Origin of the sequence: Bifidobacterium sp. SO1 (assembly GCF_018555335.1) — a bacterium.
Taxonomy (GTDB): Bacteria; Actinomycetota; Actinomycetes; order Actinomycetales; family Bifidobacteriaceae; genus Bifidobacterium; species Bifidobacterium simiiventris.
Genome location: NZ_JAFEJR010000001.1, coordinates 490,028 through 504,029 on the forward strand (window position 1 = coordinate 490,028; position 14,002 = coordinate 504,029).

A 14,002-nucleotide genomic window follows, 5' to 3' on the forward strand; every position below is an offset into this window, starting at 1 on the left:
AGATCAATAACAGTCTGAGCTTAAGCATCAGCCCGTGCCCCGTGGATTTCCGCGGGGCACGGGCTTTTTCTATGCCCGGCCGGTCATCGTGCGGACGGCAACAGTCCGATCGTGAACGAGAACTGCTCCGCGTCGAGCCGGTACTGCTCGGCCAGGGCCGGGCCGCAGCTGTTCGATCCGATGCCGGACTGCGCGTAGTCCACGTTCACCACGGTCGAATCCGCCTGTTCCAGTTCGCTGTTGTGTGCCTTGCGCGTCAGTTCCTCGGCGGTGTACGGCAGCGCCTGGAAGTCGAACGTCTGCTCGCCGAAGAACGTGAGCGTCACGCCGTCGCCAGCCACGGACGCCCAATCGCAGTCGTGGTGGTTGCCGTTCTCCTGCGGCTTGATGTACGGCTCGAACAACGAGGCCGGCGTGCCGGAGAACACGCCGTGCCAGCTGGCGCGGCGCTTGTCGACGTAGCTTTCGACCGGGCCAAGACCGCAGTACGTCACGTCGTGCATCGACTTGGGTACGAACAGGCGCAGGCCGAAGCGCGGCATGAACGGGAACGCGGTGTCGCGTGTCACGTCCATCGTCAGTTCGACCGCACCGTTGACGTGGATCGTCCACGTCGCGTCGATGTCGGCGATGCGCTGGATGATCGGCGCAACCAAGCCGAGCCGCGCGTGAATCGTCACGTCGCCGGCGACGGACACCGCATCGACGGACGGCGCTGCGGCGCTGCGATCGTTCGCGTCGCCAAACGATGCCACGAATTCCGGCTCGCCTTCGGACTGCGCGGCGACGTCGGGCGCGACCATATCCATGTCGGACACCGAATCCGCATCATTCCGCGGCGCGATCACGTCATCCTCGTCGACCAGCACACCGACCTCGTATGCGCGAATATACGCGCGATCGTACTGCGCACGTTCCCATTCGTGACGAATGTTGCGATCGTTGTCGGTGGGTGCACGCCAGATGCTGACCTCCATCGGACGGTCGAGCAGCGAACGGTTCGCGAACGTCATCGACGAGAACAGACCGGTGCGCTTGTCGAGTTCGTACCGGAAGTCCGGCGATTCGATGGTGACCGTGCGGGACGTATCGGACACGGTAAGCAGCGGCGGGATGACGGTGCCGGCCGCGTAGGCCGGGCGGCACTCCCCCAGTTCGGCCGCTCCGGACGGCATCGCCTTGGCACATGCGCAGCCGCCGCACGCGCACTGTTCGGATTCGCAGTCGCCTGCGCAGCCGTCGGAATCCTCATCGGAATCCTCGCCAAGTTCCTCGTCAGATTCCTCACCAACGACATCATCCTCGGCGACCTCATCCTCGCGCACCGCCTCCAGCAGCGCGACGACGGTCTGGTTGCGCGGATCGGCAGTCGGCACCGCGACCTCGTCGAACCCGAGCGGGAAGCCGGCGAGCAGCACGCCGTCGTCGGTCAGACGATACGTGCGCACAAGCAGCGTCACCTTGCCGGCCGACTCGCCCAGCTTGGCGATCGCGTCACGGATCGCGGTCGGCAGCTCCACCGTCGTCTCGCCGTGCGGCTCGATCGAGGGCATCGCGGGCGCGTAGCTGCCCGGATGCTCCACGCGGAACGCGTCGCCGGCGGCCGCATCCTCCTCCCACACGGCGTTCACGGTCGGCCGTCCGTCGACCACGAGCGTGAAGTCGAGGAACAGGCCCGCGTCAGCGGTGTTGAGGAAGTCGTAGTAGTTGTGCAGCGTGACCGTGCCGGCGGCCGCATCGAATCCGGCAACGCGCACCGGGCGGTACACGTTCTTGAACTCGAGCAGGCCGGTGTGCGGCGTGCGGTCGGGGTACACGAGGCCGTCCATGCAGAAGTTGCCGTCGTGCGGATACTCGCCCGAATCGCCGCCGTACGCGTACTCGCGCTTGCCGGCCGCATTCGTGCCGCGGTCGATCGCATGGTCGCACCACTCCCAGATGCAGCCGCCGACCAGGCCGTCGTAGCGCTGGATGCGGTCGAAATAGTCCTCGAGATCGCCCGGACCATTGCCCATCGCATGGCAGAACTCACACATGAAGTACGGCTTGACACCGTTGTCACCATCGTCTCCGCCGAAGGTGCCGTCGTGCTTGCCGTCCGGCGTGCGCGGGCCTTCCTCGGAGAAGTACTGGTCGATGTCCTCCAGCGGCGGATACATGCGGCTGTGGATGTCGAGATGGCTGAAATCGTACTCGCGATCGGCCGTCACGTAGCGCGCGGACTCGTAGTGCGTGAGTCGACTCGGGTCGAACGCCTGAGTCCACGCGAGCGCGGCCTCGAACGTGCAACCGTATGCACATTCGTTGCCCATCGACCAGAAGATGATGCTCGGCCGGTTCTTGTCACGCTCGACGCAACGCTGCACGCGGTCGACGGTGGGCGCGGTGAACGCCGGGTTGTCCGCGATCATGCGCGGCCAGCGGGCGGCCTGCGCGTCCCAGTCGTTGTTCTCGGCAATCGCGACGTCGGTGCCGTGGCTTTCGTCGTCGGCCTCGCCGATCACGTAGAAGCCGAGTCGGTCGTACAGGTCGTAGAAGTGCGGCGCGTTCGGGTAGTGACTGGTGCGGATCGCGTTGACGTTGTGCTCCTTCATCAGCGTCAGGTCGCGCATGATCTGCGCCTCGCTGATAGTGTACCCGGTGACGGGATCGGAGTCGTGGCGGTTGACGCCGTGGATCTTGATCGGCTTGCCGTTGACCTTGACGACGTTGCCGTCGACGCTGATCTCGCGGATGCCGACGTGATCGGTGATCGTCTCGTTCGCGGTGGTGTAGACGATGGTGTACAGGTACGGGGTTTCGGCGGTCCACAGTTTGGGTTCGTCGACGACGAGACGCGCGTGCGCGGTCGGCAGGAACGCGCTGTCGCCGGCGGCGGTGTCCGTGTCGATGATCATCGGCGACGCGGTGCCGGTTTCGATGGCGATGTGCAGCGCGGATTCCGCGTCGGACGGTTCGGACTCATCGGCGATCTCGTCGATGGATTCGACGGTGCCTTCCTCAAGGTCGTCGGCCTCTGCAGCATCACCAGCATCGGCAACGTCATCATCGGCTGCAGCATCGCCATCGCCATCCAGCAATCCCTTGTCGGCCGCGTCGGCATTGTCGAGCAGCACGTCCTCGGCCTCGCCGATCAAATCATCCTCGTCGTCAGACAGATCGCCGCCATCGTTCGCAGTCGTGCCAGCGTTCTCATCTGCGCCAACGTTCGCAAGATCGATCGGCTCGGCCTGCGTTTCGGCCACCAGCTCGCCGTCCGTGTCGAACAGCTGCACGGTCACCGGAACGTCCACGTTGTCGTAGAACGCGAAGTCGACGTCCACGGTCGCGTGATCGACCGGCGACGCATCGTACTCGGCGTCGGTCAGATCGTCCAGTTTGTCCGGATCGACGTTGCGCCAGATCGACGTATGCGCGAAGTAGTCGCGGATCGCGTCCTCCGGACGGTCGAGCAGGTACACGTCGCGGAAGATGCCGGACATGCGGAACTTGTCCTGATCCTCCTGATAGCTGCCGTCGCACCACTTGAGCACGAGCACGGCGAGCATGTTCATGCCGTCGACGAGCGCGTCGGTCACGTCGAACTCGCTCGTGGAGTGCGAGACCTGCGAATAGCCGATGAACGTGCCGTTAAGCCACACGTAGAAGCACGAGTCCACGCCCTCGAAGTCGAGGAAGGTGCGCGGCGCGTCGGGGTTCGGCGTGTGGTCGAACTCGTGGATGTAGACGCCGCACGGGTTATCGTGCGGGACGAACGGCGGGTCGAGCGGGAACGGGTAGTTGACGTTCGTGTACTGGTGGCCGTCGAAGCCGTGGTTCTGCCATACGCTCGGCACCGGGATCGCGGTGAAGCCGGCGGCCTCGCGACCGTGGCTGACGGCCGCGCGATGCTCCCAGACCTCGGCGTCGGCGTCCGTGCCGACGCCGTCGAAGCCGTCGTCGAAGAATGCGGGCAGGCCGGCCGCGTGGGCGCTGCGCACGTCGTCGTCCAGATCGTAGATGCTGGCGTAGTACTTGAAGTCCCAGTCGCCGTTGAGCAGCGTGAACCGGTCGGAGTCCGCACGGCGTTCGCCGACGGTGTCCATGCGGCGCGAGGCGGGGATGTAGTAGGCGCGGTTCGGCTCGGTGCCGACGTGCGAGGTGTCGAGGTTTTCGTAATACCGTGGGATGAACATGGGTTCGGCGCTCCTTCGGGCTGGTTGGCCGGTATCGATGATAACGCTACCATTACGGTTTGTCCGGCGTGCCTGAATACGACGAAGCCGCCGCTTCCGAAGAGACGGAAACGGCGGCTTTATCTGTCTGCCGAGTGGTCACTGCACCTGGGCGCGGGCGATCTTGCCGGTGAAGGAGTTGGCCTCGTCGGCGTCCTTCACGCCATCCTTGTTCCAGGAGAACATGGCGCGCAGCTTCGGACCGACGGTCTCGATGCGCTCGTTGGAGTACTTCTCCTGCAGCTCCTTGAAGTGCGGGGCGCCGGCATCCTGATCGTCGATGAACTCCTTGGCGAAGGAGCCGTCCTGGATGCGCTTGAGGTGGTACTCCATGCGCTTGCGGCAGTCCTCGTTAATGACGGTGTTGGTGTAGTCGCCGTACTGGGCGGTGTCGGAGCAGGACCAACGGGCCTTGTTCAGACCACCCTCGTTCATCAGGTCGACGAGCATCTTCAGCTCGTGGCAGACCTCGAAGTAGGCGATCTCCGGCTGGTAGCCGGCGTCGGTGAGGACCTCGAAGCCCATCTCGACGAGCTTGTTCACGCCGCCCATGAGGACGTTCTGCTCGCCGAAGAGATCGGTCTCGGTCTCCTCCTTGAAGGTGGTCTTGATGGCGCCGGCGCGCAGGGCGCCCAGAGCCTTCGCGTAGGCCAGGGTCAGCGCCCAGCCGTCGCCGCGCGGATCCTGCTCGACGGCCACGACCACCGGGACACCACGGCCGGCGGCGTACTCACGACGCACGATGTGGCCCGGGCCCTTCGGCGCGACCATGAACACCGGGTGATCGGCCGACGGCTTGATGTAGCCGTAGTGGATGTTGAAACCGTGGGCGAACGCGACGGCCGCGCCCGGCTTGATGTTGGGCTCGATGTCGTTGGCCCAGATGGTGCGCTGGTACTGGTCGGGAGCCAGGATCATGATGACGTCGGCCTCGGCGGCGGCCTCCGGAACGGACTTCACTTCGAGGCCCTGCTCCTTGGCGAACTCGACCGACTTGGAGGTAGGACGCAGGCCGACGACCACGTCGACGCCGGAATCGCGCAGGTTCAGCGCGTGGGCGTGGCCCTGCGAGCCGTAACCGATGATCGCGACCTTCTTGCCTTCGAGCACGGACAGATCGCCATCGTTCTCATACCAGATTTGTGCAGCCATGTAAGCACTCCTTGTACTTGCGTGCCGCCGCACACGAGGACGCGGCGCGGCACACGGTGTTGTTGTGGTTGCGCATTATGTGTTGTGTACATCATTCTGCGCGTTTGGGTGTCCGGGCGGCTGGCCCGGACGGTCTCAAGCGTGAGGATTTTGTCCTCGGAACTGCTCCCCATCCTACCGATAACCGCATCGCCATCCGGTCATCGTCCACAACGTGAGCCACGTCACGTTCCAAACGTGGACATCACGACCATCTCGTCATCATCGACGTCACGACTGCAATATACCGTCACTGTGTTCGAGCGATCGGTACAGCAACTCGTACATAGTGACAGTTCCGCACCCCGAAACGTCACTATGTACGCGGCGACATCGTAATCACTCGAACATAGTGACGGTTTGCAACGATGAGCGCCGAACGTCAAACGCAAACAGCCGCCGCTCCCGAACGAACGGGAGTCGACGGCTGCTATGTGAGTCGCTGATTATCGACTACTTGTGCCTAGCGGCAGGAAGTCACTGAACCTGGGTACGAGCGATCTTGCCGTTGAAGGACTCGGCCTCGTCCTGATCCTTGGCCGGGCCGTTGTTCCAGGAGAACATGGCGCGCAGCTTCGGGCCGACGGTCTCGAGGTGCGGGTGCGAGTACTCCTCCTGCAGCTTCTTGAACTTCGGAGCGCCGGCGGCCTGATCATCCATGAACTCCTTGGCGAAGGAGCCGTCCTGAATGCGCTTGAGCTGGTACTCCATGCGCTTCTTGGTCTCCTCGGTAATGACCGTGGAGGTGTAGTCACCGTACTGGGCGGTGTCGGAGCAGGACCAACGGGCCTTGTTCAGACCACCCTCGTTGGCGAGGTCGACCAGCATCTTCAGCTCGTGGAACACCTCGAAGTAGGCGATCTCCGGCTGGTAGCCGGCCTCGGTCAGCACGTCGAAGCCCATGTCGCACAGGTGGTTGATGCCGCCCATCAGCACGTCCTGCTCGCCGAACAGATCGGTCTCGGTCTCCTCGGTGAAGGTCGTCTTGATGGCGCCGGCGCGCAGCGCGCCCAGAGCCTTGGCGTAGGCGAGGCACAGCGGCCAGGTCTTGCCATCCGGATCCTGCTCGACGGCCACGACGACCGGGACACCACGACCAGCGGCGTACTCACGACGAACGATGTGGCCCGGGCCCTTCGGGGCAACCATGAACACCGGGTGATCGGCCGACGGCTTAATGTAGCCGTAGTGGATGTTGAAACCGTGGGCGAACGCCAGCGCGGCACCCGGCTTCAGGTTCGGCTCGACGTCCTCCTTGTAGACCTTGGCCTGGTACTGGTCAGGCAGCAGGATCATCACGACGTCGGCCTCGGCGACCGCTTCCGGCACCGGCTTGACCTCGAGGCCCTGCTCCTTGGCGAACTCCACAGACTTGGAGGTAGGACGCAGGCCGACGACCACGTCGACACCCGAGTCACGCAGGTTCAGCGCGTGAGCGTGGCCCTGCGAGCCGTAACCGAGGATGGCGACCTTCTTGCCATCGAACACGGAGAGATCGGCGTCCTTTTCGTACCAGATAGTTGCTGCCATGATAGGCACTCCTTTATGTTGCTTGTGGGCGTTGGTAAGTCGCCCGACAATCGGTGAGATTGGTAAGGCTTTCGACGTTGGGATTGTGTCCCGTAGGGGAAAGTCATCGTCTCCTGCCGCACTGTTCTAGTCCGGTAGGGGTTGGCGTGAATGGTCACGTCCAAATATTGAATGATTGGTTTGAGTGGTAACTTTTGCGCAGATTGAGGAGGCGGCGATGATACGGAGCCTCGGCTCCCTCGGCCGAGGAGGCCGAGGCTCGCTTCGCTCGCTTTTTACTTGGTAAAATCGACGTTCTTGGTTTCCTTGCAGGACAGCACCGCGACGAGGCAGCACACGGCCATCACGCCGAGGTACAGGCCCACGGAGTGCACGCCCCAGTGGGACGACAGCCACGTGGCGATGGTCGGCACGAACGCCGCGCCGACGATCGCGGCGAGGTTGTAGCCGATGCCAGAGCCGGAGTAACGCACGTTCGCATCGAACAGTTCCGGCAGGAACGCGCCGATCGGCCCAAACGCAGTACCCATCAGCGCGAAGCCGACGCACAGGAACACCATGTTGGCGAAGAAGTTGCGCTGGCCGACGACCTGGCCGTTGAGCAGGAACGGGAACAGCAGCGCGAACACGACGAGCAGCACCGACGAGGTCACGATCACGCGACGACGGCCGAACTTGTCGGCGTTCACGCAGGAGATCACGATGAACGCGGCGAACACGCAGATCGCGATCATCAGCATGAGCAGATACTCCTGATTGGTGAATCCGAGATCACCGCCGCCCTCGGCACCGGTCTTCGTACCCCACGCAAGCGACCAGGTGGCAAGCGTGTAGAACAGCGTGTACGTGACGGCCACGAGGAACGTCGCCTGCAGCACCTGCTTCCACGACTTCTTGAACACCTCCACGACCGGGGCCTTAACGACCTGCTGCTTCTCCTGGGCCATGCGGAAGATCGGCGTCTCCTCCATCTGCACGCGCACAACGAGTCCGACGACCACGAGCACCGCGCTCAGCAGGAACGGCACACGCCAGCCCCATGCGAGCATCGCATCGGAATCGTTGAACGACTCGAGCACGAAGTACGTGCCGTTCGACAGGAAGAATCCGATCGGCGCACCCAGCTCCGGGAACGAGCCGTACAGCGCGCGCTTGTCTTCCGGCGCGTTCTCGGTGGCGACGAGCGCCGCGCCCGACCATTCGCCGCCGAGGCCGACGCCCTGCACGAATCGCAGCAGGCACAGCATCGCGACCGCACCCACGCCGGCCGTCTTGTACGTCGGCAGGCAGCCGATCAGGAACGTGCCGACGCCCATCGTCATCAAGGACACCACCAGCGTGGCCTTGCGGCCGAGTCGGTCGCCGAAGTGGCCGAAGACGAGCGAGCCGAGCGGGCGGGCGATGAACGCGATCGCGAACGTGAGGAAGCTCGCCAGCATGGCGACGGTCGGGTTGGTCTTGTCGGAGAAGAAGATGTGAGGGAAGTAGTTCGCCGCGGCGGTGCCGTAGGCGTAGAAGTCGTAGAATTCGATGGCCGTGCCGACCATCGAGGCTGCGATGACGGTTTTGACCGAGTCGCGTGCGGCGGATTTCAGCTTGCCGGCCACGGCGTTGCCCGTCGTGGATTCCACTGCTGGCATGTGATGCTCCTGTAGTCTGTGTGTTGTTCGTTACGTCGTATGTGATTGCGTTCGCTTGCTGCTTGTGATTTGACCGGTGACCTTGTGGGGCGTATCAAAAAAGCCCCGCCGTTCAGGCAGGGCTTATTGCAAAGATCGCGACTTCTCGCTTGCGCCCTGCCTTCGTTGGCGGGGCTTCAAGCTGTATGCCGAATCAGTCCGCCAACGAAGACGGAATAATAATTCGTGCGGACAGCAGAGCGTTGCTATTGGACTCAACGGTCATTGCAGTGTATCCAGTCATCGCGGCGAACCTCCTTTCGGTATCGAACGAAACCACCGAGCTGTGTGCTCGACTGGTTCCACACGATAGGAGCGGCCGCCGCGACGAACCAGCGCATGTTCACTATGTGACCAGGTCTCACGCGGCCTTGGGCGTGAGCGCGGCGGCAGCGAGCACAGCGACGATCGCAACCACCAGCAGCGCGACGTAACCGGCCGACATCACGGCGAGCACGCCAAGGCAGCACGCGATCACCGTGCCGTACGTGTTCGCCACGTTGAGCACGGCGAGATAGCGCGCGTTGTCGCGCGGATCGGGGATCGACTCGGCGACGATATCCTGGTTGAACACGTCGTACAGACCGAACGAGAACCCGGTCAGCAGACCGTACACGAACAGTCCCACGTTGATGACCGCCGGTGCCAGCAGAATGCCCAGTACGAGCGGGAGCACGATCGCCGCCGCGTACACCGCGCACGCCACGATCACGACGACGCGCGTGTCCACGTTCTTCCCCTCGCACCACTCGCTGAGTCGCTCGGACCAAGCGGCCGCGACCGCCGCGCCGACGAACGCGCCGACCGCGATCATCATCATCGCAATGCACACCGGCAGGATCGCCGGCGTGGACGTCGCGGCCGAACGCGCATCCATCAGCCAAGCGGCGAGCACGTAGTGCCGCACGATCATCCACTGGAACACGGTCATCAGGCCGACGCCGGTCATCATGCAGATGCGGGCGAAGTACGCGCGGCGGAACGCGGCGTTCTCGTCGCCGGCCGGCAGCTTGAACATCGCGGCGAGCGCCGGACGGGAGTTGAACTTGACGGACGCGATCGACTCGCTCGAGCCTTCCTTCGGCCACACGAGCAGCGTCACGGCGGCGCACAGGATGAACGTGAGCGAGGTCAGACCGAACGGCAGCTCGCCGTCGAGCGCGAGACCGCCCGCGCCGAGCGCAACGCCGACCATCTGGCCGACCATGAGGCCGACGCCACGCCAGCGCATCGCATGTTCGCGGAACTTGTCGGGCAGTCGTTCGCCGAATGCGGCGGCGAGCGGCGCGGCGAGCATGGCGTAGGTGATCTGCAGCAGCAGCCAGAAGAACAGCAGGGCGCCGGCGGAACCGAGCGCGCCGAGCGGCAGCACGAACAGGGCGCTGAGCAGGCCTCCGGCGATGATCCATGGGGTGCGGCGGCCGATCGCGGTACGCGTGTGGTCGGAGTGGACGCCGATGACCACGTTGGCCAGCAGACCGACGATCGAGCCGAGGGCGACGATCAGAGCGAGCCATGGCAGCGGGGCGATGCCGGCGATGTGGGCGGATTCCACAGCCGCAGCACCGGTCGCGGCACGGTGGCCAAACGGGCTGCCGTACAGACGGTCGATGAGGGCCGGCAGGGCAACCACGTTGAGCATCGCCCACGGCAGGGTGCGCAGCAGCGCGGCGAGCGTAAAGGCGGCGGTGAGACGGTGGACCGCCGGCTTGCTCGGCTTGGTGCCATCGGCGGCGACCATCGGGTCGCGCATGTCGAGGAAGGCGGACGACGCGTCAGCGATCGGCGTGGGCGCGACAGCGGTTGCGACGGCGGGCGAGCCGGCGGTGGACATGCGCACGGCCTGCGTCTCGGCGTGGGCGGCGGAGTCGTCGGGCTTTTCGCGTTCGATGCGGACGGCGAGACGCGCGATGGCCTTCTTGTCTTCGGGGGTGAGCGCCTTGTCGAGGTCCGGGCGGTCGTCGATGCCGGGGCGGATGTAGATCTGGCCGGGCAGCGGCTTGGGCTGCGGCGGGGTCTGCGGTTCTTGCGGCGGTTGCGGCGTCTGGCTTGCGGATTGCGGATTGGACTGACTGTCGGTCATGGTTCGGCCACCTCTCCCTGTATCTACGTGATTCTCTCTACGCAGATATGGTAATGGTCAGCGGATACAGCATGATCGGAACCGATCGGTTCGACCTTCCCCACCGGATCGTCCGAATCCGACCAAGTATGCGAAAAAGTGGGTGTTCACCTACCACGGAAGCCGTAATTCGGCCTTTTCGCGGTAGGCAAACACCCACTTACTGGATGGATGAGAGGAAAGGAAGGATCGACGGACTACTTCACGTTCTTGATGCGCATGATGAGCCAGGCGGCGATCAGCACGATCACGATCGCGACGATGAACACCACCGAGTACGCGGCCGGCGGGGTCTGGGTCACGCCGAGCACGGACTTGACGATCACGACGATGAGCGAGGTCATCGCGGTGCCGATCACGGTGGACAGCGTGTTGGCGAGGTTCAGGATGCCCAGATCCTTGCCGGCCTCCTCCGGGTTCGGCAGTACGGACACGTTGAGCGCCTGGTCGATCGCGTTGTAGGTGCCGTAGCCGAGACCGGCGATGCCCGCGAACAGGTACATGCCCATTTCGGAGCGGAACAGCAACGGCATGAGCGCACCGAGGGCGAACAGGCAGCTGGCGAGCGCGACCGGCAGCTTGCGCATGCCGAGCTTGTCGGTAAGCGGGCCGGCGAACACGGCGGAGACCAGCGAGACGACGAGCGTGATGAGAGACATCGTGACGATGACGGACGCGGCCTTGTTCTTGGAGTCGGGGTCGCCGGCGAAGACGTAGTCCTGCGCGATGAACAGCTGGTAGGTGTTGATCATCCAGTAGCCGCCCATCATCAGGGTGCGGCCGGCGAGCGCGTAGTAGAAGTCCGGCGCGTTCTTCGGCGGACGGAAGCTGAGCAGCACGGACTTGGCGGTGACGGCCTCGCGGGCCTCGTCCTGATTCGCCTTCTCACGTGGCTAGATGATCACGACGACGATGCCGCACAGGCCGAAGATGACCAGGCCCATCATCCAGCCGGTGAAGATGCCGGCGTCGCCGTTCCTGAGCAGCTGCGCACCGACGAACGAACCGATGGTCTGTCCGGCCACGATGCCGGCACCGTAGAATCCGGCGACGGCGCCGCGGTACTGGTCGGGCACGCGATCGGACATAGTGGCGACGTACGGGGCGAGCATCATGTTGTAGCCGAGCTGGGCAAGGCTCCACAGCAGGATGATCAGGACATGCGTATGGACGAATGCGATCGCGCCGATCGACAGGCCGGTCACGATGCCGCCGGCGATGATCCACGGCGTGCGCTTGCCGAAGCGCGAGCGGGTCAGGTCGGAGAACGTGCCGAAGACGATGTTCGCCAGCAGGGCGACGAACGAGCCGATGCCGTTGATGAGGCCGAGCATCGGTTCCTTGGTGGCCGGATCGATGCCTTCGAGCACGGCCGGCAGGATGATGGAGCTCAGCGCGACCCACGGGATGGCGCAGGCGACCGCGGAGACGGTGAAGCCGACGCCGAGACGGACGACTTCTGCTTTGGTTGGACGGTGACCGTCGGCGGATACCGCCGGATCGTGCACGACTGCTGTGCTCGCCATAATTATCCCCTTTTTGATAACTACGTTGATAACTGCGTTGTTTGCGATTGTCTGGGGTTTGGTTGGGAGTCACATCACGTCGCTCGCCGTCCTCGCCGCACGGCTTATATTGTATCGAACCGGTTCGACTCGGTCAAACTCGAACAGGTTCGACACGCCGCCGCTTCTTCCCGGACACCTTCCCGCGCATTCCTACCTGTAACGCCCCTCCGCTCCCGGGCTTACGGCCGTTCCAGCCCCCGCAAACGGCCGTAAGCCCGGGGCCGGAAACCAACACACCCTCCGGGCATACACCCCGCCCGGGCTTACAGTCCACTCAGGCATACACTCCTCCCGGGCTTACGGCCGGTTTCCACGTCACAACCGGCCGTAAGCCCGGGGAACCGAACCGGAAACCACACACCTTCCCGGGCTTACGGCCATTTCCCGCACCGCAAACGGCCGTATGCCCGGGACGCAGCCCAGAATCCGCACACCCTTCCGGGCATACGGCCGGTTTACACCCCGGAACCGGCCGTAAGCCCGGGAGGAAAACGGTCAGCGCGTGGTATCGCCGATGTGCAGGCTCAGCGGGATCAGATCGGACGTAGCGCCGACCATGCCGGCAGCATCAGCCGCCCCATCGCCGCTTTCCTGCTCGATCAGACCGATCATGCGGTCGGCGACGGCCGTAGCGATCGCATCGAAATCCTGACGCACCGCAGTCAGCCGGATGCCCGCAGCACCGGCCATATACGTACCGTCGTACGCGATGATCTGCACGTCGTCCGGCACGCGAAGACCGCAACGCAACGCGGCCTGCACCGCATACGCCGCGCCCAGATCCGAACTGACGATCGCGTCCACCGCGCCTTCGCCGCGGGCACGGCCCCTCTCCCGATCACCATCGCCGGACTCGCCGGCAGCCGTGTCGTCCCGCGCGTCGTCGGTCATCGCAAACCAGTCGACCACATGCCACGCGGCCACCGCATACCCCTCGAAATCACTGACTTCACCGACCTCCACGTAGTCGCAGCGCACGCTGGCCGCGGTCAGCTCGCGCTCCAGCGTCAGGTAGTACCGGACAGTCGGGAAGGTCGTGTCCCGCACGCCGTCCCCCACGGTGTCCGCACCGCCCGCCGCGAGATCGTGGAACTGCGAGCGCGGCCCGCCAATCATCACGACGTGCTTCGCGCCGGATCGGATGAGCTGTTCGGCGATCATGCGCCCGCCCTGCTCGTGGTCCGAGCCGACCGCCGGGATGCCCGGGCCGAGGTACCGGTCGAACGCGACGACCGGTCGGCCGATCGACGTCCAGTAGTCGGACGGATGCGCGGTATGCGAGGCCATGACCAGACCGTCCATCATGTGCCTGCGCAGCATGTCGACGTATTCGGACTCGCCCTTGTCGGAGTCGGAGGTCGAGCACAGCATCGTACGCAGGCCGCGTTTGGAGAACTCACGCTGCAGCACGGACGTGAACGTGGCGAAGAACGGGTGACGGATGGTCGGCACGATCACGCCGATCATGTTCGTGCGGTCGCGGTACAGGTTGCGGGCCAGCTCGTTGGGGATGTAGTTGAGCGACTGCATCGCCTCGGTGACGCGCTCGCGCATGTCGTCGGACACGTATCCGGTGCCGTTGACCACCAGCGACACCGTGCTCAGGGACACCCCCGCCTTCTTGGCCACGTCACGCATGCCTACCACGGCACACCGCCTTTCCGCATCGAAATCTCGCGCGGTTCCCCGACCTCGGGA

At 64.4% G+C, this 14,002-nt stretch carries 6 protein-coding genes and 1 pseudogene; all 7 read right to left on the reverse strand.

Features of this window, described 5'->3' with window-relative positions; all coding sequences use genetic code 11:
* Positions 1–83: 83 nt before the first annotated feature.
* The 7 genes and pseudogenes from JS541_RS02080 to JS541_RS02110 all read right to left on the reverse strand — a co-directional run bounded on the left by JS541_RS02080 (position 84) and on the right by JS541_RS02110 (position 13,951).
* The gene (locus JS541_RS02080; protein WP_214372701.1) at positions 84–4,175 is read right to left on the reverse strand and encodes a glycoside hydrolase family 2 TIM barrel-domain containing protein; all 4,092 of its coding nucleotides are present in this window, start codon (positions 4,173–4,175) and stop codon (positions 84–86) included.
* Positions 4,176–4,313: 138 nt separating this feature from the next.
* Positions 4,314–5,399 (reverse strand): ketol-acid reductoisomerase, encoded by a 1,086-nt coding sequence (gene ilvC, locus JS541_RS02085; RefSeq protein ID WP_346428272.1) that lies wholly within the window; start codon positions 5,397–5,399, stop codon positions 4,314–4,316.
* 483 nt (positions 5,400–5,882) lie between these two features.
* Positions 5,883–6,935: a ketol-acid reductoisomerase gene (ilvC, locus tag JS541_RS02090; protein WP_152359041.1), complete on the reverse strand. Its 1,053-nt coding sequence runs from the start codon at positions 6,933–6,935 to the stop codon at positions 5,883–5,885.
* A 275-nt stretch (positions 6,936–7,210) separates the two neighbouring features.
* Complete coding sequence (locus JS541_RS02095) at positions 7,211–8,575, reverse strand: MFS transporter (protein ID WP_214372705.1); 1,365 nt, start codon at positions 8,573–8,575, stop codon at positions 7,211–7,213.
* 400 nt (positions 8,576–8,975) lie between these two features.
* Positions 8,976–10,697, reverse strand: a complete 1,722-nt coding sequence (locus tag JS541_RS02100; protein ID WP_214372707.1) for an MFS transporter — start codon at positions 10,695–10,697, stop codon at positions 8,976–8,978.
* 236 nt (positions 10,698–10,933) lie between these two features.
* A pseudogene (locus JS541_RS02105) lies at positions 10,934–12,256 on the reverse strand (MFS transporter); the annotation flags it as partial.
* Between the two features lie 543 nt (positions 12,257–12,799).
* A complete protein-coding gene (locus tag JS541_RS02110) occupies positions 12,800–13,951 on the reverse strand; it encodes a LacI family DNA-binding transcriptional regulator (protein ID WP_214372709.1) in 1,152 nt (383 codons plus the stop codon).
* Positions 13,952–14,002: the final 51 nt, after the last annotated feature.